Raw genomic sequence first — 22,625 nt, forward strand, 5'->3', positions numbered from 1 at the left:
TTGTTTAGTTTTCAAAGATCTACTCGCTGTCTTGCGACAACTTCTATATCATAACTTATTTAACATTTTATGTCAACAAGTTTTTAATTTAATTTTTTGTCGCTCTCAATCAGCAACAAATAATATATTACCAGGCGTCTTTACTTTCGTCAACACTTTTTTGCTTTTTTTATTAACTTTAATTTTCCCAAATTTCTTATATCTTACTTACCTTTGTAATACGCAAAAAAACCGCAGCTTGAAAGCTACGGCTTTTAGTTTAATTAAGCGTCTGGACGTAAAGTTGGGAATAAGAGTACATCGCGGATTGATGGAGCGTCAGTTAATAACATCACTAAACGGTCAATCCCAATTCCTAAACCACCTGTAGGAGGCATCCCATATTCCATAGCTTCGATATAGTCTTCGTCAATACCTTCGGCTTCATCGTTACCCGCTTGACGTTCCGCCACTTGAGCTTCAAAACGTTGGCGTTGATCGATTGGATCATTTAATTCCGTAAAGGCATTAGCATATTCGTTACCTAAAATAAATAATTCAAATCGATCTGTAAAACGTGGGTCATCCGCATTTTTCTTCGCTAATGGTGAAATTTCAACCGGGTGACCGTAAACAAATGTCGGATCAACAATCTTGTCTTCACAGAATTGTTCGAAGAATTCATTGATAATGTGACCTACTTGCCAGTAGCTTTCGTAGTGAACCTTGTGTTCATCGGCTAATTTCTTAGCTTCTTCCACAGTCATTTCCTGCCAGAAATCTACTCCCGTAGCTTCTTTAATTGCATCAACCATGTGCACACGCTTGAATTCCTTAGAGAAGTCCACTTCCGTACCTTGGTAAGTAATCTTGCTATCATCAGTTACCACAGCTGCCGCAGCCTTAAAGATTCCTTCAGTTTCATCCATCACATCTTGGAAATCGAAATAAGCAGCATAGGATTCCAACATCGTGAATTCTGGATTGTGCTTGGTATCAATTCCTTCATTACGGAAGACACGACCAATTTCGTAAACTCTTTCCATGCCACCCACAATCAAACGCTTCAAATGTAATTCCAAAGCAATACGTAAGTACAATTGAATATCCAAAGCATTGTGGTGGGTAATAAACGGACGAGCTGAGGCCCCACCGGCTTGGTTGTGTAAAACTGGGGTTTCTACTTCTAAGAAACCATTGCCATCTAAGTAAGAACGAACAGCAGAGATAATCTTACTACGGTTGACAAAACGGTCGTAACTTTCCTTGTTAGAAATCAAGTCCAAGTAACGTTGACGGTAAATTTGTTCAACATTTTGTAAACCATGGAATTTATCAGGCAATGGACGTAAGGCCTTGGATAAGAAAGTTAGTTTGGAAACCTTAACCGTTAATTCTCCCATATCCGTCTTGATAATTTCCCCAGTAATCCCCAAGTGATCACCTAAGTCAGAGCGTTTAAAAATGTAGTACATATCTTCGCCGACTTCATCTTTCCGAATGTATAATTGCATCCGCCCAGTCCGATCTTGTAAGTCAGCAAAACCAACCTTACCTTTACCACGTTTAGCTACCATCCGACCTGCGATAGTAACTTCAATGTGCTTGTCGTTTAATTCTTCTTTTCCTTGATTACCAAACTTTTCATGTAATTCTTGGTTGGTGTGATCGCGTTCAAAGCGGTGACCGAAAGGATCAATCCCAGCTTCACGCAGTTCTTCCATTTTTTGGCGTCTTACTTTTAATTGGTCATTCATGGGTTGTTGATTTGCCATGCTGCCTATTCCTCACTTTCTTTTATTTCAATGGTTAATTATAACATAGCTACAAGCTATCTTCTAGCGTCTTCTTTGGGGACGAGCTAAGGTTTCGGCTAAGAAATTATCAAAAATTTCGACCATCTTAGCTTCGGTATCAGCTTCGTTTAAAGCCGCCTTCGTCTTAGCCGAACGTGGAATTCCTTTCAAGTAGTATGCCGCTTGTGAACGAAACTCACGCGGACCAATATTTTCACCTTTAGCCAAAACTAAGCGGTGTAAGTGTTCCTTGGCCACCTTAATTTTTTCAGTCGCATCGGGTTCAGCTAGAAGTTCCCCGGTTTCAAGATAGTGACTAGTTTGCTTGATAATCCAAGGATTACCCAAAGCTGCCCGGCCAATCATCACGGCGTCGGCGCCAACTTCATCTAACATCCGCTTAGCATCTTGCGGTGTGCGCACGTCACCATTTCCCATAAATGGGATAGTTAATTTTTGCGCCACATCATGCAAAATATTCCAATCAGCGTGACCCGTATATAATTGTTTGCGCGTCCGGCCATGCATGGCTAAGGCATTAGCCCCAGCTTCTTGGGCCGCTAAGGCATTTTCTACAGCCAAAATGTGATCTTCATCCCATCCTGTCCGCATTTTAACGGTAATGGGTTTTTCTACTTCAGAAGATACGGCCTTGACCATTTCATAAACTTTATCGGGGTCCAAAAGCCATTTTGCTCCGGCATCAGTCTTGGTAACCTTTGGCACCGGGCAACCCATATTAATGTCAACGATGTCAACCGTAGTGTTTTCGGCCACGAATTTAGCTGCTTCCACCAAAGTATCCTTGCTTCCTCCGAAAATTTGTACACTTACAGGGTGTTCGTTGGGATCGAAGGTTAACATGCTGAGGGTCTTTTTATTTCGAAATTGAATTCCTTTATCAGAAATCATTTCACAAACCACTAAACCTGCACCAAATTGTTTAGTAATCGTACGGAAAGCAACATTGGTTACTCCCGCCATTGGTGCAACTACAACTTGATTGGGAATGGTGATATCACCGATTTTCCACTCCATTTTTTCACCTCATATAAAATTAATTTTAGTTGTCTGGCTTTGCCTGGTTTTACCAAGCACTCAATTTTGCATCTTACCACAACTTAAAGTCACTTGTAAAATTACTTAGCTTGGGCTTGTACGGAAATTTCACGCAATTCATCTTCACTAAATTCATACTTATTACCACAGAAATGGCAAACCGCCTGCGCACCATGGTCTTCAGTAATCATCTTTTCAAGATCTGCCGGTGCAATACTTGCCAAAGCTTGCGCAAAACGATCCTTAGAACAGTCACATTCAAACTTAACAGTGTCTCGTGCCAAGATATCAACGTCATCTTCACCAAAAAGCCAGTTCAAGATATCTTCAGGCTTCATGCCTTCGCGCATCATTTGAGAAACTAAAGGCATATCCTTTAACTTAGTTTCTAAACTAGCAATCGTTTCTTCACTTGCTCCTGGTAAGACTTGAATCATAAAACCTCCAGCAACTTCAATGGTATTATCGGCATTTACGAAAACGGACAAGCCCACTGCAGAAGGAATCTGTTCCGACTTGGCTAAGTAATAGGTAAAATCTTCACCTAACTCCCCAGAAACCAAAGGCACTTGACCTGTGAAGGCTTCTTTAAGACCCAGGTCCTTGGTGACGGCTAAGAATCCATCGGTCCCAACCGCCCCGCGCACATCAATCTTCCCATTTTCATTTAATGGCAAGTGAACGTGAGGGTGTTGCACATAACCTTTGACATGCCCATGAGCATCAGCATCCACGACAACCCCGCCGACAGGTCCGCCCCCATCTATCTTAACAGTTAAGCGCCCATCACCTTTTAAGGTAGTAGCAGCTAACAGTAAACTTCCTACCGTTGCCCGCCCTAAGGCAGCCGATGCAGCACTCCAGGTATCTTGACGTTTTTGCATTTCTCTAACAATTTCAGTGGCATCAATCGCATAAGCTCGTAATTCTTTACCCGCAGCTAAACTTCTTACTAAATAATCTGTCATTTTCAGTATCCCTTTCAGTAAAACAAGCGAGACCGAAAGTGATCTCGCTTGCCTAGATTTTATTCATCTTCGTGCTTTTCGTCTTTTTCAGATGGATAGAAGACTTCGGTTTGATGTTCTTCATCCGCCTTATCTTCTTGCTTGGCAGCTTCTTTCCGTTCCCAAGCTTCCTTGGCTTCTTCAAAAGTTGCGGCCTTTTCAGATGGGAACTCATCATCAGCTTGAGCAGGCATCTTACCTGTCTTAAACAAGCTGAGGATTTGTTTTTCGTCCAAGGTTTCGTATTCTAACAAGGCTTCCGCAATAACCTTGTGTTCTGCGCGATGTTCTTCGATAATCTTCTTCGCTAAGGCCATTCCTTCCGTAGCCAGACGTTTAACTTCATCGTCAATCACATTCGCAGTTTGACCAGAGTAAGCCGCTTGGCTTCCCATTTGGCCAGCCATAATACTTGCATCGCCTTCGTATTGAACCGGACCAAGCTTTTCACTCATCCCGTATTCTGTAACCATGGCACGTGCTAATTGTGTAGCTTGTTGGAAGTCATTGGAAGCCCCAGATGATTGGGAGTTGAAGATAATCTCTTCGGCAGCCCGACCACCCATTAAACCAGCAATTTGATCTTGCATGTTCTTCTTGGAAAGTAACATTTGGTCTTCTTTAGGTAGCATGATGGCATAACCGCCGGCCCGTCCCCGAGGTACAATTGTTACCTTGTGGACCACACGAGCGTCGTTTAAGACCAAACCAACAATGGTGTGACCCGCTTCGTGGTAAGCCACCGTTTCACGTTCCTGTTTGGAAATCACGCGATCGCGCTTAGCCGGACCAGCAATTACCCGGTCTTCGGCTTCATCCACATCAGAAGCATCGATGGCTTTCTTGTCACGCCGGGCAGCTAGCAAGGCTGCTTCGTTTAACAAGTTTTCCAAGTCAGCCCCAACGAAACCAGGTGTTTGTTTGGCAATCATCTTCAAGTCGACATCCTTGCCTAATGGCTTGTTCTTGGCATGGACTTTCAAGATAGCTTCCCGCCCCTTCACGTCAGGACGACCAACTAAAATCTTACGGTCAAAACGACCTGGACGTAATAAGGCAGGGTCTAAGACGTCGGCTCGGTTAGTAGCGGCCATCACAATGACCCCTTCATCACCTTCAAACCCATCCATTTCAACCAGCAATTGGTTCAAGGTTTGCTCACGTTCATCGTGACCGCCCCCCATACCGTTACCACGGCGACGACCAACGGCATCAATTTCATCAATAAAGATGATTGATGGGGCATTCTTCTTGGCGTTTTCAAATAAATCACGCACCCGACTAGCCCCAACCCCGACGAACATTTCGACAAAGTCAGAACCAGAAATGGAGAAGAATGGCACGCCGGCTTCACCAGCCACAGCTTTGGCTAACAAAGTTTTACCAGTTCCGGGAGGTCCTTCGAGTAAGACCCCCGCAGGAATCCGGGCCCCTAAAGCCAAGAATTTCCGTGGATCACGTAAGAATTCAACCACTTCGACTAATTCTTGCTTTTCTTCTTCCGCTCCGGCTACATCAGAGAAACGGACCCGATTATTTTTCTTATCAATTGGTTTAGCTTTGGATTTACCAAAGTTCATCACCCGACCATTGCCACCACCTTGACCTGCTTGGCCCATCATTAAGTAAAAGAAGAAGATGACGATGACCAATGGTAATAAGGAAACTAACAATTGCATCCAAATCGAAGACGATTCTTCTTCTTTGGTATTGTTTTTCACCTTATTTTTAGTGGCATACTTATCAATCGTAGTGATGATATTATCGTTAGTTAACACATTGGTCGAGAATTCTGTGGCCTTTGTGCTAGCTGAAGATAAACCAGCAATCCCTGTTGGTACCTTAGTTTCTTGCGCTTTACGGTAAGTCCCCGTAATCTTGTAGGTACTACCGGAAGGCTGAATTGTGAAACTTTTGACATTATCTTTTTTCAATTGAGTAATAAATTGGCTCGATTGAATTTCTTGAGTGGTTGTATTTGTTCGACTACCAAAAAGATAGTAGAGAACCCCCATAATCCCAAGGAAGATCACAATGTAAAACAGGCTATTTCTGGCAAACCCATTTTGTTTATTATTCATTGATGGGATTCCTCCTCATTTATGTTATCGTTATGCCTTTAATCATAGCATAATTGACCTTTTTTGACTAACCATTAGTCTTAGTTTTTTTAATTTTCTGCGTAAACTTCCGGCTTCAAAATTCCCACGTATGGCAAGTTACGGTAAAAACCAGTGTAGTCCAAACCATAACCCACTACAAACTCGTTAGGAACTTCAAAACCAGCATAATCAGGTGTGACCACTTTTTCGCGGCGAGCAGGCTTGTCTAACAAGGTGCAGACCTTGACTGAAGCAGCATCACGGTGACTCAATAATTCCATAACTTTTTCCAAAGTCCGACCGGTATCAATGATATCTTCGACAATTAAGACATGACGACCTTCAACGGATTTATCTAAGTCCTTGATAATTTTCACTTGACCGGATGATTCCGTAGCATCACCATAACTAGAGATATCCATGAAATCAATTTCACAGTAAGTATCGATTTCACGCACTAAGTCCGTCATAAATAAGACGGCACCCGTTAAGATACAAATCACAAGTGGCTTTTTGTCCGCATAATCCTTAGTGATTTGTGTCCCTAATTTCTTAGTGACCGCAGCAATATCTTCTTTACTGTACAAGATTTCCTTGATATCGTTGTTCATCGTAATTTCCTCTTTTCTATGTTTCAGCTAAAATAAGACTACTATGTATTGAATTTTAGCATTAGTCTGGCCCCTTGACAAATCAGATTTTTTCAAATCTAAAATCCAATAAACATTTTGGGCTCTATCGGTTACCAAAAGCTGTTTTGCTCGCGCTTCAGGGCTTAATTTTTGGTCAATCAAAATCTTCTTGACTTTTTGATGGCCGGCCCTGGTTACCAGTTTATCCCCCGCCTGACGGGTACGTACATATAAACCTCCCCTAGGCAATGCGGTTAACTCTAAATAATCACTGGCTGCCTCGATACTTGCATCCTCCGCCCGTACTAAACCAATATGGCGTCCATCAGGCAAAGTTTGCCACTGATTTAATTTTAATGGTTGCGGAGTAAAACTTGCGGTAACACTCTTTTCACCAATCCAAAAATTAGGTGATCGTTTAAACAAGTAAAGCTTAGGACTTAACTGGACTTCGCCATTGGGACGATAGGGATTATTAAGGAGTTCTAAGACTTGACGCGTTTGCTTAGCGTTTTGATTATACTTAACCTGGACTAAAAGTAAATCCCAAAGCTGAGCTTGTACTGGTCGGGGTAAGTTTTGCCAGCAGTTGAGATCATAACCTGACTCAGTTTGAATATCTTTTAAATAACGTTGGCCAAAATAGGCCACAGTTGTAAGCGTTTGGGAGAGTTGTTCGCGATAAGAAGCAACCTGACCTAAGAGTCGAGGATTCTCAGCCTTGAGGGCGGGGACCACCTGATGGCGGAGCCGATTACGCAGATAGTCATCTTGGGCGTTGGTTTCATCTTCAAAATAAGTCAATCCCTTTCGATGAGCATAGGCATATAATTCTGCCTTGCTAAAGGCAAGCAAGGGGCGATAGATTTGTCCTTGCTTTCTGAAGTTCCGCCAAGTTGCCATTCCTAACAGCTGAGCTAACTTTCCGCCTCTTAAAAGCTTCATCAAAATCGTTTCGACCTGATCATCACCATGATGAGCTGTCAAAAGATACCGTGTCTTGGTTTGCATCATGACTTCGGCAAAAAAATCATAGCGAAACTTACGTGCCGCTGCTTCTAACCCCGTTTGGGGGTGCGCAGCCACCGGCCAGGCTTTTTCAAATAAAGGGAGTTGGTGGACTTGGCAATATTTTCGTAAAAAGTCCCCTTCCACCTGACTTTGGGCGCGTAATTGGTGGTCAATATAGACGACTTGAATTTTTGGGCGTAACTGCGCGGGAAGTTGCAATAATAAATCCAACAAAACCATAGAGTCACACCCCGTTGAAACAGCAACTAAGATGGGGACCCGGGCTAGCTTGGATGGCCAATTTTTTTGAAATTGTTTTTCCATGAATTTCTCCTTAAGTAAGCAAAAAAGCCGAGTCTTCTCGGCTTTTACTTTAGCTACGGCGACCGCCACGGCCTCCGCGCTTACCTTCTGTATTCCGCTTTAAGGAAGTCAAGCGGTCTTCACTTTCCTTTAAGAAGCCGGCCAATAAGGAGTCAAAATCTTTATTTTTGTTATCATTATGGCGCTTAGGGCTAAAGGAACGGCCCCGTGGTTGACGGTTATTTTCCCGTTTAAAATTGTCCCCCTCCGTCGGTTTTTTATCCCGGAAATGAGGACGTTTGCCAGGCTTTTTGTCTGTTTGTGAGCCTTCTAGGGCTTGGCGAATAGACAAGGCAATCTTGCCATCATCACCAATCGATAATACCTTAACTGTTACTTCATCGCCAATACTCAAAATGTCCCCAATTTCCTTTACAAAACCATTAGAGACCTCACTGATATGTACTAGTCCCGTCTTTTTGTCACCTAAATCAACAAAGGCTCCGAAATTTGTAATACCTGAGATTTTACCTGTTAGCTTGGCTCCTACTTCAATTGCCATAAAAAGAAATATCCTCCTAATTTTCGTCTAATGTTAGTATAACACGTTCGCTAAAAGACCGGCCGAGAAATTTAAAGTTTTTTGATTTAATTAGGCAAATTATAATTAGTTTCACCTTTTTTAGTGTAGTTATACTTATCACGAATGATTTTTTCAACATAATTCATATCTTTCAGTTGGGTAACTTGCTGTTTCAATTTAGCTTGTTTACTTTCTTCCTTGGCTAATTCCTTGCGGGCCACTGCTTCTTGTTGCTGAACCTGGTATAAGCGGTGCTTGTAGTTGACGACTTGAAAGCTACAAAAAATGATGACCAACCCCAAGAAGGCTAAGGACAACATCCAAAACCAACGGTGAACAATGCGGTCTCTTTCTAATTTCATTTGCCTTTGTAAGTGATATTTTTCGAAATTTCTTTTGTTGGCCTTATCAATGTAATGTTGATTTTCAATCACCTTGATCTGCGCTTTATTTCCCATATTTTTCATTTTCCTATCCCTCAAGTTAAGTTGCGCGTGAGCTAAAATCCACCTCATTATAACAAAAAATAGTTCACAAAAAAAGCCGAACTTTGTCTCCAAAGCCGACTTTTAAGCATTTCTTAAAGGCGAAAATCTTCTTTGTATTCTTCTTTAAGCACTACATACATTCCTTGAGCGTCTGCCTTCTTAGTAGTTTCCTTTAGTTCCAAGACCTTAAGGGTTAAAGTCTTGTTTCCAAAGTTAATCACGAGCTCGTCACCGACCTTAACATCCGTAGAGGACTTGGCAACCTTACCATTAATGGTAATACGACCCTGGTCCGAAATTTCTTTAGCTACGGTGCGACGTTTAATCACCCGCGAAATTTTTAAATACTTATCTAAACGCATCTTCTTTCCTACTTTCTTTACAAACTCAAATTAATTTTACTCAACAAGCGGATAAACTTCCTGCCCCCGGGAATAACGAGCCATTCCCGCAGGGTAAATAATTTAAAGGCTACCGCTGCTAATACAAAACTTACGACCCCGACCGGTACCGCTAGGAGTAATTCAATAAGCACGGCCAGCCGTGTTAAATTAAAAAAATAATTCAGGCACCAAATCCAACAACCCGTAGTAATAATCATCGTCAACGTTGTCAAAACTAACTTGATTAAATAGTTATTTTCGGTGAGCAACCCGGTTACTTCCACGGGCAGTGCCAACATGATAACTACTAACCCAGCAGCTAAACCTAGGATGGTCGCCACACTAGCCCCCATAATACCTAAACGAAGAATTAGATAGCTATTTAAAAGCCATTTGACAAAAATAGCAACAATTAAGGCCACTACGGTACTACGGTATTGGTTTAAGCTTTGTAAAATGGAATTATAAGCCGAAATTACCGTCACTAAAACCACACTAAAAACGTAAACTGCAATCGTCTTAGATTGATTAGCATCACCGAATAATAAAGTATTAATCTGTGGCATCAACAACATCAATCCCACCGTTGCGGCAGTTCCAATTCCCAAACTAATCCGCAGTAAGGCCTTGGCTGTCCAGCGAAATTCGATCATTCTTTTGGCTTGTAAGGATTTAGTTAGAGCCGGTAATAAAGTTGATGAAAAACTAACCGCCACCACTAGGCCTAACTGGACTAAGGGTTGGGCTCGGTCATAGGTCCCTTTAACCTCTTTAGCCATTTCATCAAACATCCCCCCAGCCTGCAAAGCTTGCTTAACTGTAAAGGAATCTACCAGTTGCAAGAGTACCATCAAGGAGGCAAACAGGCAGATAATTACCCCTTCACTAGCCAGGCGCTTCACCAGCGTTTGGGCATTAAGCTTAATTTTGGCGCCAGGGTACTTGAAAAAGTCGCGCAGATAAAACCTTCCAAAACTCAAACCGGCCACCAATCCCCCAATAGTCGCCCCCAACATGGCGTAGGCCCCCATTTGGTAAACAGACCACTGTCGCTGAACAAAGAGCAAGGCCGCCAGTAAAATTACTAGCACCCGTACTAATTGTTCACTAACTTGTGAAATGGCGGTAGGTACCATGTTGAATTTTCCTTGGTAATAACCACGTCCGACCGCTAAAAAAGGCATCAATAAAAACATCCAAGCCACATTAGCGATTAAAATTTCCAAAGCTGGATCCCCCATTGCCTGGGCGATTAGGTGTTTGAAAAAACGTAAACCTAAAAAAATCACCAGACTAAAGATCATTAAAATGGCAAACATCTGCCGGGATAAGGCCAGCTTTTCTTCCTCACTAGGTTGTTCGGCAATCAGTTTAGAAATAAATACCGGAAAACCACTCAAAGCAAAGGTCATTCCAATTCCATAGATTGGATAAATTTGCTGGTAAACGTAAAAACCCGTATTACCCACAAGATTTTCAAAGGGAATCCGGTAAAAAGCACTTAAAACCTTGGCAATTAAAGATGCCACTGATAAAATCAACGCCCCTTTAAGCACTAACTTTTTACTGTTTTTTTGCTTCACGCTGCTCACCTAAAATCTCTAGTAATCCAACCAAAAATTGGTCAATTTCCGCCATGACATCTGCAACCGTCATCTTAGGTTGCACCGTCAAGGACACCACAAACCGGTCGTGCTTATTCAAACCAATATTAGCGGCCATTTTGACCTGAGCTAAGGCCTTCATCACATCTGGCGCTTGGAAACATTCCATCGCTTGGTCTGTCAAGATAATTTCTACCTTACCCTTAACTTGCTTAATTTTGGCTACCAAAGCTTGATCGGCCTTCATCTTCATCTTGCCAATTTCCAATAGATTACTTACGGCTTCAGGATATTCGCCAAAGCGATCCACCAAGTCATCGCGAATTTCTTCAAATTGTTCTTGGGTTTCCATTTGTTTAATCCGCTTATAGATTTCAATTTTTTGCCTTTGATCATCAATATAATCAGCTGGTAAGTATGCTTCCAGGCCTAAAATGATTTCAGCATCGGCCCGTTTTTCTTTGATTAAGCCGCGTTTCTTAGCCACAGCTTCGTTCAGCAATTGAGTGTACATATCATAACCCACGGAATCAATGAAGCCGTGTTGTTGGCGCCCTAAGATATTACCGGCCCCCCGAATAGAAAGATCACGCATGGCAATCTTGAAACCTGATCCTAATTCCGTGAAATCCTTGATGGCTTCCAGACGTTTTTCGCTAATTTCGTTTAAAACCTTGTCGGCTTGATACATGAAATAAGCATAAGCTACCCGGTTGGAGCGACCTACTCGTCCTCTTAACTGGTAAAGTTGCGCTAGACCCATACGGTCAGCATCTTCAACCAATAAGGTATTGGCGTTAGGGATATCTACCCCTGTTTCAATGATTGTCGTCGTCACCAAAACATCATAATCACCGGCAATGAAGTCCATCAGAATTTGTTCCATTTGATTTTCCGGCATACGACCGTGAATGTAGGCCACGCGAGCTTGAGGAACTAAACTTTCCAATTGACTGGCCACACTAGCAATATCGCCTACGCGGTTGTGCAGGTAAAATACTTGCCCTCCCCGCGCCAATTCTCTTTGAATTGCAGAAACAATTAGAGGATAGTTTTGCTCGATGATATAGGTTTGAATCGGATAGCGGTTTTGTGGTGGTGTTTCAATCACCGATAAGTCCCGCACCCCTAACATGGAAAGGTTTAACGTCCGTGGAATCGGCGTTGCCGTTAAGGTCAAGACATCCACACTGGTCTTTAATTCCTTGAGACGTTCCTTGTGACGTACCCCAAAGCGTTGTTCCTCGTCGATAATCAATAAACCTAAGTCTGCGAATACTACGTCCTTTGATAAAAGGCGGTGGGTCCCCACAATAATATCCAATTGTCCATTTTTTAGCTCTTCAAGCGTTTGGCGAACTTGTTTAGGCGTCGCAAAACGTGACAAAATTCCAATTTGCACATCAAAACCATCAAAACGCGTCATCATCGTTTCGTAGTGTTGTTGGGCTAAGACCGTAGTAGGTGCTAAAAACGCTACTTGCTTACCGTCGTGAACGGCCTTGAAAGCGGCCCGTAAGGCCACCTCGGTCTTTCCAAAACCAACATCTCCAATCAAGAGGCGATCCATCGGTTTTTCTTTTTCCATGTCAGCCTTAATTTCTTGGATACTACGCAATTGGTCAGGTGTTTCAGGATAAGGAAAAGCCTCATCAAAGTCTACTTGAAGACTATCATCTTTAGAAAAGGCAAAACCTTTTTGGGCCTCCCGCTTGGCATATAAATCAACCAAATCATCAGCAATATCTTCAATCTTACTAGTTACTTTACGCTTAGTCTTCGCCCAATCACCACTTCCCAATTTGTAAATTTTAGGCTCATGGCCTTCGGAAGCCACATACTTTTGCACACGATCTAGTTGGGTTACAGGCACGAATAATTCGGCATCATCTGCATAGTGTAAGGTTAAATAATCTTGATGATGTCCTCCGACTTCCATGGTTTTCAGACCGATATAACGTCCAATCCCATGGTTAACATGAACCACGTAGTCACCTGGCTTGAGATCATTGTAACTGCGTAGACGTTGCGTATTTGACATAGTTTGGCGTATTTTTAAAGGCCGTTTTTTCTTAACAGCTTTGGCATAAATTTCTTTTTCTGTCAAAATTACTAAGTCGTTGTTACCATATTCAAACCCACTTTCCAAGTTAGCTTGAACAATTTGGACCTGACCGGCTTGAATTCGGTCGGCTTGGGTGACCAGAGCCGAAATTTTGAAATCATCTAATGTTTGGGAAAATTTTGCCACCTTTTCTTGACTACTAATCAAGAAAATCACCGTTTGGCCCTGCTTTTTCCAACGCTCAACTTCCGTCTGCAATAAAGGCATTTGCCCGAAAAATTGTTGCACAGCCCGACTCTTAAGGGCTAAGATTTTCCCCAGACGTAAGTTTCCCATCCCTTTAGCGAAAACAGATAAGAAAATTTGCTTGTGAGCATCTTTTTTCAAAAGGTCATTAAATTCAGGGAAAATTCCTTCCGGCATTAAAAATTTCCGGTTACTTTCCAATAAGGACCACTGTGCCACATCTGTCTGAAGTTCAAGATAATTATCTGCTAACTGACTATAATCATCGAAAACTGGGAAAGCTCTTTGATCTAAATAGTCTAAAAGATAAGCCGGTTCCTCATAAAAATAAGCTGCATAAAGGCGGTCACTTTCTTCAAAAATCCCCTCTTTAAAACGGGCTAATCGTTGTTGATATTCAAGCTGCCAAATTTCTTCATCCTTACCAGCCGTAGCAGCTTGACTTTGAGCTAAGGCCTGAAGCCGTTCACTAGCTTGGGCAAATTGCTGGCGGTCAATCAAAAGATCGTTTGCCGGTAGAATCTTCACAGCTTCGACCCCTTCAATACTTCTTTGACTTTGACTATCAATGATATTGATGGCATCTAATTCATCATCAAAGAAATCGAGTCGCAAAGGCTCTTGGTCTAAAGGATAGATATCGATAATTGACCCGCGAACTGCAAAATCTCCTGGTCTTTCTACTAATTTTTGGCGCACATATCCCATCGTTAAAAGGCGTTCAATAAGGTTACTTTGGTCATAGCTTTGGCCAAGTGCCAGATTCAAATTAAATTCTTGCCATTGGGCCTTATTTGGTAAGACTTGGCCCAAACCAGCTGGGGTTGTTACCAAAATGATGGGCTTATTATCTTCGAGAGCTGTTAAAGCTGCAATCCGTGCGGCTCGAAAATCAGGTGACGATGGTGCTAAACGTGCCGATAACATCTCCTCAACGGGGAAAATAAAAAGTTCTTCATCCGCCAACAAATTCTCTAAATCATCGACTAATTTTTGGGCATGAAACAAGTCCGGTTCAACCACAAGTAACGTACGTTTGGTTCGTCGTAACATAGTCGCTAAAAAGACCGTTTTTGCCGAGCCCAAAAGTCCTGTAACTAACTGCCTTTTAAGAAAAGCCGATGGTTTGGCCATCCAAGAAGCTAATTCTTGATTTTGAGCTAGTAAAAGTTCTGTTATTTCCATGATTTACCCCTTAGTTAAAATCGTTCATGGCTTTGGTGAAATCATCATTTTCTAACCATGCTTCTAGAGCTTGACAAGTCTTATCAATCCCTGCCTGTAAATCTGCACTTTCAGCAGGTGTAAAACGGGATAAAACCCAGTTAACGACGGACATTTTGTCAGGGTGACCAATTCCAAGCTTAAAACGTTTAAAATTCTGGCCTTTTAAGTGCGCAATCAAGCTCTTAATCCCATTGTGACCTCCAGCTGACCCCTTTTGGCGCAAACGTAAACGTCCGAGTTCTAAATCCATATCATCGTGAATTACCGCAATATCTTCATTTTCAATACCAAAGTAATCTGCCATAGGTCCCACTGCCCGACCGGATTCATTCATATAGGTTGTGGGCTTAACTAACAGGACTTTTTCACCATTAATCATCCCTTGTCCGTAAATAGAATCAAACTTGCTCTTGTCAAAGATAATGTTATTTTCTTTAGCTAATTGTTCCACCACCATGAAACCCACGTTATGCCGGGTATTTTCATATTTAGAACCGATATTACCTAGACCTACAATTAATTTCATTTTATTTTCCTCACTAAATTCTTTTATAACGTCAAAAAAGGACCGGAATGATTACCTATTCCAGCGTCCCTACTTCCAATTTCATTTTCCAGTATAACATAAAAAGCCCCTGCAAATAAGTTAAGCACCTTATATCAAAAAGAAAACTTTTCAAAAACGACTACCTCCCCCCTAAAAATCATGTTATAATACAGTCGTAACAATTAATTTTCTAAATATCGAAAGGATGAAGTTACTGTGTCAAACGCAAAAAACCACCAAAAGGTTATTTTAGTCGGTGACGGTGCCGTTGGTTCTAGCTACGCTTACGCTATGGCCTTACAAGGTGTCGCAGAAGAATTCGGGATTGTTGATGTTGCTAAGGATCGTACTGTTGGGGACGCATTGGACCTTGAAGACGCTACTGCCTTAACATTCAACAAGAACATCTACTCAGCAGAATACTCTGACTGTGCAGATGCTGACTTGGTTGTTATTACAGCCGGTGCACCACAAAAGCCTGGTGAAACTCGTCTTGACTTAGTTAACAAGAACTTGAAGATCTTATCAACTATCGTTAAGCCAGTGGTTGAATCTGGTTTCGATGGTATCTTCTTAGTTGCTGCTAACCCAGTTGATATCTTAACTTACGCTACTATGAAGTTCTCTGGCTTCCCTAAGGAACGTGTTATCGGTTCAGGTACTTCCTTGGACTCATCACGTTTACAAGTAGCTTTAGCTCACAAGTTCAACGTTGCGCCTGAATCAGTTAACGCCTACATCATGGGTGAACACGGTGATTCAGAATTCGCTGCTTACTCTGCTGCTTCAATCGGTGGTTTACCAATCGCTGACTGGGCTAAGAACGAAGGCGTTACTGACGAAGAATTAGCACAAATCGAAGATGACACTCGCCACAAGGCATACACAATCATCAACAAGAAGGGTGCTACTTTCTACGGTATCGGTACTGCTTTAGCACGTATTTCACGTGCAATCTTACGTGACGAACACGCCGTATTACCTGTTTCTGCTTTGATGGAAGGTCAATACAATGGTTTACAAGATGTTTACATCGGTACACCAGCTGTTGTGACAGGTAAAGGTTTAGCTAAAGTTATCGAAGTTCCATTGAACGAAGCAGAAGCTGCTGCTATGGCTGCATCTGCTAAGACTTTGAAGGAAACTTTAGACAACGGTTTGAAGGCCTTAGAAGAAAGCAAATAAGCTTTTAGTTTAAGTTGACAAGAAGACGGAAGAGTAATCTTCCGTCTTTCTTTTACACTTTTTTAGGGAGGAATTTTATGTTCGGAGCCATCGCCAATACTATCGCCATTCTTGTCGGGACAAGTTTGGGCAGTATCTTAAAACAAGGTATCAAAGAACGTTACCAAGACGCCCTTTTCTTAGCTATGGGTTTAGCTGCTAGTGGTATTGGGCTCAATACTGTCATCCAAAATATGCCCAAGAGTCACTATCCCGTCTTATTTATTGTCAGCTTAGCCGCCGGTTCCTTACTTGGAGCTATTCTACAAATCGACAGTCACTTTAATAATTTAATTAATCGTAAAAGTCAATCAAACCTCGGTAAGGGTCTATCAACGGCTTGTCTGCTGCATTGTGTCGGAAGCTTATCTATCATTGGTCCTATTATGGCTGCTACCAAAGGTGACTACACTATGCTTTTGACCAATGCGACTTTGGATTTGGTAACGTCAATGGTTTTTGGAGCTAGCTTTGGTTGGGGAATGCTTCTAGCTGCCCCCGTACTCTTTACTTGGCAGACTTCTATCTACCTGATCAGCAAGTTCCTTTCCGCCACCTTCTTTACTAGTGACTTCATCTGCGAACTTTCAATTGTAGGTGGTTTCTTAATTTTGGCGAGTGGGATTTCTCTGTTGAAGTTACGCGATATTAAGACTTTGGACTTATTACCAAGCCTCCTTTTCCCCCTTATCTTTTTCCTAGGGAAAATGCTTTTCTAAGGGAAATTTCCATATTTTTTTGGCAAAACATGTTATAATGATTAGGAATATTAGAAAAAACTCATTAGGAAAGGAATTTACCATGCTTTTAAAAAGTTTAGTTAAACCCAAAAATACTCTTACAACTGTAACGGAAGACGTTACTTTAGCTCAAGCCTTAGAAGTCTTGGAAACTTCTGGTTACCGTTGTGTGCCCATCTTAGATACCACGCAAAAGATTTTCCGCGGTAATATTTACAAGATGCACATCTACCGCCACAAATCACAAGGTGGCGATATGAACTTACCTGTCACTCACCTTTTAAAGAATGCCACTAAGTTCATCGATGTAGATACCCCCTTTTTCAATGTCTTCTTCTCCATTCGTGATTTACCCTACATCGCCGTTTTGGATAAGAACAATCACTTCTACGGGATTTTAACTCACAACCGCCTCTTAGAAATGTTATCCCAATCTTGGAACTTCAACGTCGGTTCTTACGTCTTAACCGTCGTTTCTGCTGGGGAACGTGGTGACTTGGTTGATATGTCGAAGATTATCACGAAGTACACTTCCATTGCTTCTTGTATCACTTTAGATGTGCAAGCCGGTGAATTAGTGCGCCGGGTGCTCTTCACCTTACCAGCTGATGTGACTCACGAAAAATTAGAGCGTATCATCGCTAACTTAGAACGAAAAGGTTTCCGTGTGCCAGAGGTTGAAGACTTGCAAGCCTAAATTTTTTAACCGCTACATCCTTGTGATGGGGCGGTTTTTTTCATATTTCAAAAAATCTTTCCTAAATTTTATATTTTCTCTTGACCTTTCTACTAATTAGGTGTAAATTATGAAACATAGATTAAAACATTAAAGAACGTTATGAGAAAGACTAGTAATAATTAATAAAATTCCAGCGAGTCTCGTCCGGTGCAAGGAGACAATTCCCTGTTAATTATGAATATCGCTTTCGAGCGTTGGACCAGAACCCTAGTAAGGTCCTTTGGGTACGCCCATTACAGCGTTAGCGTATCGCCCTTTGTTTAATAGGGCCGCACGTGAAAGGAAGCCTTGGCGACAAGGCTTTAAACCCAAGGTGGTACCACGCTTTAAGGCGTCCTTGAATCTAGCAATGGTTAGATTTAAGGACGTCTTTTTCATTTTTCTTAATGTTTGCGCGCTTTTCCCGGGAAAATTATTTACTACTACATTAAGGATGGTTTTTATGATGGATAAAAAATTAACTTGGCGTGATTATCTCGTCGTTTCTTCACTTTTATTTGGGCTCTTCTTTGGAGTCGGTAACTTAATTTTTCCTGTTCACTTAGGTCAGTTAGCGGGACACAATTGGCTTCCTGCCGTTTTAGGTTTCCTCGTTACTGGGGTACTCTTACCTTTAGGCTCGGTTTTGGCCATCGCCATGACCCGGGCCGAAGGAGTCTTTGACATCGGTAAACCCCTAGGCAAGAGTTTCGCCTTGGTCTTCATGGTCCTAATTCACGCTACTATCGGTCCTTTCTTTGGAACTCCTAGAACAGCGACTGTTTCCTTTTCCACAGGGCTAGCACCCTTTGTACCGGAAAAATTCCAAACGGTTACTCTCTTTGGCTTTTCCGCACTTTTCTTCTTAGTAGCCTTCCTTCTTTCCTACAAAGAAAGCCACATTTTGAAAAATATTGGTAAATTATTAAATCCCTTGTTTTTGCTCTTATTAACCTTAGTTTTCTTTGTAGCATTCTTAAATCCTTTGGGAGCTGCGGCTGGTGCCAAAGCTACGGCAGCTTATGCTGGAAACACTTCGTTTGTGAGTGGTTTTCTAGAAGGTTACAACACCATGGATGCCTTAGCTGGCTTAGCCTTTGGGGTTACTGTTGTTTCTGCTATCCGCGCTATGGGTGTTAAACGTGATGGTGCGGTAGCTTTAGTTACCGCCAAGGCTGGAGTTTTAAGTATGTCAGCGGTGGCTTTGGTTTACTTCTTATTGACTCTACTTGGGGTTCAGTCCTTAGGAGCCTTCAAAGTCTCAGAAAATGGTGGAGTAGCTTTATCCCAAGTCGTAACTGAATATGGTGGCACTTTCGGTCAAGCTTTCTTAGCCGCTTTAATCACCGTAACAAGTTTAACGACCGCGGTTGGTTTAGTAGCCGCCTTTGCTCAAGATTTCCATAAGCACTTCCCTAAAGTTTCCTACCATGCTTGGTTGGCTTTATCTTGTCTTATGTCCTTTGGAGCTGCCAACTTCGGTTTAGACACTATCATCACTTGGTCCTTACCAGTCTTGATGTTCCTTTACCCTTTGGCTATGGTCCTAATCGTTTTGTCCGTAACTTCTAAGCTCTTTAAACGCGATAGTGTAGTTTACTTCTTCACGGTACTTTTTACCGTCGTACCAGCCTTCTTTGACATGGTAGCTTCCTTGCCAGCCGTAATCAGCCAAAGCGCCTTTGGGAAAGCAGTTGTTGGTTTTCAAAACACTTACCTCCCATTGGCTAGCTACAGCCTATCCTGGTTAGTTCCTGCCTTAGTTGGCCTGGTTTTAGGACTAATCTTACATTTCACTAAAAGTTTAAGAGCAGTTAGTTTAACCAAAGAAAACGAATAATCTAAGCTAAAAAGGCTCAGCCTCTAAACTGGAGGTTGAGCCTTTTGGTTGTTCTTATTTTTAAATTTTTGGTGGCCTTGCTGCACCTTTTGCTTCTTGCGTCGTACACTGGTGTTATGTATCGGTAGCGTCCCTAGACTAACTTCTAAGGCATAGTCTACCTTATCCATAATTTTATCTTCAATATTAGTAACTTTACTCTGCAACCTCTGCTTATCAATCGTACGTAATTGTTCGGCTAAAATTACTGAATCCTTTTCTAACCCCTTTTTACTTGCTGGGATAGCAATGTGAGTTGGTAATTTAGCTTTAGTGATTTTAGAGGTAATTGCCGCCACAATCACCGTGGGGCTAAACCGATTTCCAATATTATTTTGCACAATTAATACTGGTCGCGTTCCACCTTGTTCAGAACCGACTACTGGTGAGAGATCTGCATAAAAGATATCCCCCCGCTTAATTTCTAATGTTTCTTCTTTTGACATTGATTCCCTCTTTTCGGGAAATATTTAACCTTCTAACTGAAACATATTTTCATCAAAAACACCACATTCGCAGCCTTGATATTTTTCACAGTATTCTTGGTTTAATTTTCCCATCTCAAGATAACCACCAATCAATTGTTCGAGGACTTCCCATTTTTCTTCCATATATGCTAAGGTGTCTTCTCGTGATACGGCTTCACTTTGAGATAAGCCGTAAAATTCACAATAAAGACCAAAATGGGCGTGCTCCAATAATGCCTGATGATTATTCTTCGTTGCTACTCTTTCCATATTCCAAACCTCACTAATAAAAATCTGCGTTTCCAATCCAGATTTTTCACACATTTTGACCTAATTTCCGCGATAAACCCGAGGTAAACGGTCAGTTAAATTACATAACACTTCATAACTAATTGTTTGGGCGTAATCCGCCACATCTTGCGCCGTAATTTCCAAGTCACCATCTCTTCCAATCAAAGTAACCGGACTTCCCACCGCCAACTTTCCAGGTAATCTTACCATTAACTGATCCATACAAACGCGTCCGACAATAGGACATTTCTGCCCCGCAATTAAAATTTCAAAACCTTGCATCCGCCGGAGCCAACCATCGGCATATCCTATTGGAATTGTTCCAATCCATTCTTCACTAGGACTCACATAGGTTGAACCATAGCCAAGCGCAGTTCCTCGGGGAACTTTTTTGACAAAGGCTAATTCGCTCACCAAACTTAAAGCCGGCTTCAAGGCTGTGGTCGGCTGTAATTCATGACCAGAAGGATTCAAGCCGTAAAGCGAGATACCCATCCTTACCACATTGCTGGGGTTATCCCTATGCCATTGGGCGGTTGCCGAATTAGCACTGTGCACATATTTAGGCTGGGGATTAATTTGTGTGACGAGCTCATTGAACTTGGACACTTGCTTTTGGTAATAGCTAGTATCAGTGGCATCAGCCTGGGCAAAATGAGTAAAAACTCCTTCAAAGTCAAATTGTTCTGGGGAGTGTTCCAAAAACGTCACTAAAGCTTGAAGCTCGTCAGCTTGACTAACCCCAATACGCCCCATCCCAGTATCCAAGGCTAAATGCACCTTGAGCTTTTGGGCTTCCCTGGCCAAAAGTTCTTGCGCTTCATGGAGAAACTCAATTTGGCCTGTAGCAACAGATAAATCGTATTGAGCTGCATAAACGGCTTCATAGCTTGGAATTACCCCTAAAACCAAGATAGTTTCTTCCGTTAAACCCGCTTGCCGCAATTCAACCCCCTCATCAATGGTTGCCACGCAAAAGCCCGTCGCACCAGCTTCTTTGGCTGCATAGGCGACAGGCACAGCTCCATGACCATAGGCATTAGCCTTAACCACTGCAAAGATTTCTTGGTGTTCGGCCAGCTGGGCTTTTTGGGCATGGAGATTGGCTTGAATTGCCTCCAAATCAACGATGACTTTCGTTGGGCGATGGTTACTTACCATGAACTTGCCTTCTTTCTAAAATCACTTCTGTCATCACCAAACTATCGGTGTGACTAATAGAAACCCAAGCTTGATATTGACTTGCTCGGGGATGCTTGGTAAAAAAGGGGCGCCCCAAATCATCATTTTCAATTTCCAAATCTTGAAAAGAAACTTGACTACCGATACCGGTACCCAGTGCTTTGGCGTAAGCTTCCTTAACGGAAAACCTCCCCGCTAAATACTGGCCTTGACGCTTGGGACTTTGGCCTAAGAAGATTTCATATTCTTGCGGTGTCAAAACCTTCTTCGCAAAACTAGCCCGTTTAGCCTGTGCGACTTCAATGCGCTCAATTTCGGTGATATCTATTCCTAATCCCACAATCATGGTTGCGCCTCCTTGTATAGTTATTATTCTAGCAAAAAGTCGCTTTTTTTGCATTACTTTCGCCTAAATATCGAAAACTTGTAATTGCTTTTGCCATTGAGCCATAAAGGTCGGCGCTTGCCATTCATTACGCCTTTTCTTTTTGACGCCAACAGCCGCATGATAATAACTAGTCGGTCCCAAAGTTAAGTCAGCGTGTTGACCATGCAGGTGACCATAGCCGACCCATTTGACATTCGTATATTCCTGCAATAAGTTACCCAGGCGCTGACTGCCATACATGGCCCGCATCATTTCGTAATGACGCGTCATTTTGTCCGAAACTTCAGCCTGAGTCGGTCTCCGCCAAAGATTAGCTTCCTGAGGAGCAAAATGGGTCACAAAAAAGACTTTCTTGTGGTCAGCTTGAGCCTGAATGAGCTGTTTTTTTACGACAGTCAAAGTTCGATTCTCTCTCTGAATATCCGAGATGTTTTGGTCAATGGCCCCATCAACCCAAAAGACATTTTTCCAGCGTCTGATTTCTTGCTGACTGTAATTTCGACTAAAACTATAATCGTACCAACCATTATTTCCAACTAAGCACACCTCACCTTGCGGTAAGTCTTCCGTCTTGCCATGAAGATAAAGTGGGTCTTGGAAGTTATCCACATGTGGATAACTTATGTTTTTCAGCATGTCATGATTACCTAGTCAACTACCCCCGAACAAGTTCGGGGGCTTGTAACTCACGACACTTGCGTGTC

The 22,625-nt window shown here is 42.2% G+C and carries 20 protein-coding genes, 1 pseudogene and 1 other annotated feature; of the genes and pseudogenes, 4 read left to right on the forward strand and 17 right to left on the reverse strand.

The genetic code is table 11. The features are described from left to right. Positions 1-263: 263 nt before the first annotated feature. The 12 genes from lysS to pth form a co-directional block, all read right to left on the reverse strand. On the reverse strand, positions 264-1,754 hold the full coding sequence (gene lysS, locus FC36_RS06245) for a lysine--tRNA ligase (protein WP_023859821.1): 1,491 nt from the start codon (positions 1,752-1,754) through the stop codon (positions 264-266). Positions 1,755-1,817: 63 nt separating this feature from the next. Next, positions 1,818-2,813: a tRNA dihydrouridine synthase DusB gene (gene dusB, locus FC36_RS06250; RefSeq protein ID WP_023859822.1), complete on the reverse strand. Its 996-nt coding sequence runs from the start codon at positions 2,811-2,813 to the stop codon at positions 1,818-1,820. 101 nt (positions 2,814-2,914) lie between these two features. Then, positions 2,915-3,802, reverse strand: a complete 888-nt coding sequence (gene hslO, locus FC36_RS06255) for an Hsp33 family molecular chaperone HslO (protein WP_025021059.1) — start codon at positions 3,800-3,802, stop codon at positions 2,915-2,917. 59 nt (positions 3,803-3,861) lie between these two features. After that, positions 3,862-5,922: an ATP-dependent zinc metalloprotease FtsH gene (ftsH, locus tag FC36_RS06260; protein ID WP_025021060.1), complete on the reverse strand. Its 2,061-nt coding sequence runs from the start codon at positions 5,920-5,922 to the stop codon at positions 3,862-3,864. Between the two features lie 89 nt (positions 5,923-6,011). Next, positions 6,012-6,554: a hypoxanthine phosphoribosyltransferase gene (gene hpt, locus FC36_RS06265; RefSeq protein WP_023859825.1), complete on the reverse strand. Its 543-nt coding sequence runs from the start codon at positions 6,552-6,554 to the stop codon at positions 6,012-6,014. 27 nt (positions 6,555-6,581) lie between these two features. Then, entirely contained in the window at positions 6,582-7,910 is a 1,329-nt protein-coding gene (gene tilS / locus FC36_RS06270) for a tRNA lysidine(34) synthetase TilS (RefSeq protein ID WP_056986780.1), read from the reverse strand. A gap of 49 nt (positions 7,911-7,959) precedes the next feature. Next, on the reverse strand, positions 7,960-8,451 hold the full coding sequence (locus FC36_RS06275) for a S1 domain-containing RNA-binding protein (protein WP_023859827.1): 492 nt from the start codon (positions 8,449-8,451) through the stop codon (positions 7,960-7,962). Positions 8,452-8,537: 86 nt separating this feature from the next. Then, positions 8,538-8,939 carry an FtsB family cell division protein gene (locus FC36_RS06280; protein WP_025021061.1) on the reverse strand — a complete coding sequence of 134 codons (402 nt, stop codon included), beginning with the start codon at positions 8,937-8,939 and terminating at the stop codon, positions 8,538-8,540. Positions 8,940-9,052: 113 nt separating this feature from the next. Continuing rightward, the gene (locus FC36_RS06285) at positions 9,053-9,322 is read right to left on the reverse strand and encodes an RNA-binding S4 domain-containing protein (RefSeq protein ID WP_023859829.1); all 270 of its coding nucleotides are present in this window, start codon (positions 9,320-9,322) and stop codon (positions 9,053-9,055) included. Positions 9,323-9,339: 17 nt separating this feature from the next. After that, a complete protein-coding gene (locus tag FC36_RS06290) occupies positions 9,340-10,926 on the reverse strand; it encodes a putative polysaccharide biosynthesis protein (protein WP_025021062.1) in 1,587 nt (528 codons plus the stop codon). Next, positions 10,907-14,443 carry a transcription-repair coupling factor gene (gene mfd, locus FC36_RS06295; RefSeq protein ID WP_025021063.1) on the reverse strand — a complete coding sequence of 1,179 codons (3,537 nt, stop codon included), beginning with the start codon at positions 14,441-14,443 and terminating at the stop codon, positions 10,907-10,909. Before mfd ends, FC36_RS06290 begins: the two co-directional genes overlap by 20 nt. 10 nt (positions 14,444-14,453) lie before the next feature. After that, positions 14,454-15,011, reverse strand: coding sequence for an aminoacyl-tRNA hydrolase (gene pth, locus FC36_RS06300; protein ID WP_023859832.1), 558 nt, complete (start codon positions 15,009-15,011; stop codon positions 14,454-14,456). A gap of 237 nt (positions 15,012-15,248) precedes the next feature. Between pth and FC36_RS06305 the strand changes: the two genes are divergently transcribed. The 4 genes from FC36_RS06305 (at position 15,249) to brnQ (ending at position 19,554) form a co-directional block, all read left to right on the forward strand. Beyond that, positions 15,249-16,217: an L-lactate dehydrogenase gene (locus FC36_RS06305; protein WP_025021064.1), complete on the forward strand. Its 969-nt coding sequence runs from the start codon at positions 15,249-15,251 to the stop codon at positions 16,215-16,217. Positions 16,218-16,294: 77 nt separating this feature from the next. Then, a complete protein-coding gene (locus FC36_RS06310; RefSeq protein ID WP_025021065.1) occupies positions 16,295-16,975 on the forward strand; it encodes a DUF554 domain-containing protein in 681 nt (226 codons plus the stop codon). An 82-nt stretch (positions 16,976-17,057) separates the two neighbouring features. Further along, entirely contained in the window at positions 17,058-17,693 is a 636-nt protein-coding gene (cbpA, locus tag FC36_RS06315; protein WP_023859835.1) for a cyclic di-AMP binding protein CbpA, read from the forward strand. Positions 17,694-17,825: 132 nt separating this feature from the next. Then, positions 17,826-18,077: a binding site (T-box leader), on the forward strand. 91 nt (positions 18,078-18,168) lie between these two features. Continuing rightward, positions 18,169-19,554: a branched-chain amino acid transport system II carrier protein gene (gene brnQ, locus FC36_RS06320; RefSeq protein ID WP_025021066.1), complete on the forward strand. Its 1,386-nt coding sequence runs from the start codon at positions 18,169-18,171 to the stop codon at positions 19,552-19,554. A gap of 23 nt (positions 19,555-19,577) precedes the next feature. On the opposite strand, the gene FC36_RS06325 is transcribed toward brnQ, so the two are convergent. From FC36_RS06325 to FC36_RS06345, 5 genes and pseudogenes are all read right to left on the reverse strand, one after another. Further along, entirely contained in the window at positions 19,578-20,039 is a 462-nt protein-coding gene (locus FC36_RS06325; protein WP_023859837.1) for a type II toxin-antitoxin system PemK/MazF family toxin, read from the reverse strand. 24 nt (positions 20,040-20,063) lie between these two features. Further along, a complete protein-coding gene (locus FC36_RS06330) occupies positions 20,064-20,330 on the reverse strand; it encodes a hypothetical protein (protein WP_025021067.1) in 267 nt (88 codons plus the stop codon). Positions 20,331-20,390: 60 nt separating this feature from the next. After that, positions 20,391-21,512 (reverse strand): alanine racemase, encoded by a 1,122-nt coding sequence (gene alr, locus FC36_RS06335; protein WP_056986781.1) that lies wholly within the window; start codon positions 21,510-21,512, stop codon positions 20,391-20,393. Beyond that, positions 21,502-21,879, reverse strand: coding sequence for a holo-ACP synthase (gene acpS, locus FC36_RS06340; protein WP_035190893.1), 378 nt, complete (start codon positions 21,877-21,879; stop codon positions 21,502-21,504). Before acpS ends, alr begins: the two co-directional genes overlap by 11 nt. Before the next feature lie 63 nt (positions 21,880-21,942). Next, a pseudogene (locus tag FC36_RS06345) lies at positions 21,943-22,560 on the reverse strand (metallophosphoesterase family protein); the annotation flags it as partial. Between the last annotated feature and the right edge of the window lie 65 nt (positions 22,561-22,625).

Source organism: Ligilactobacillus equi DSM 15833 = JCM 10991, assembly GCF_001435735.1.
GTDB lineage: Bacteria > Bacillota > Bacilli > Lactobacillales > Lactobacillaceae > Ligilactobacillus > Ligilactobacillus equi.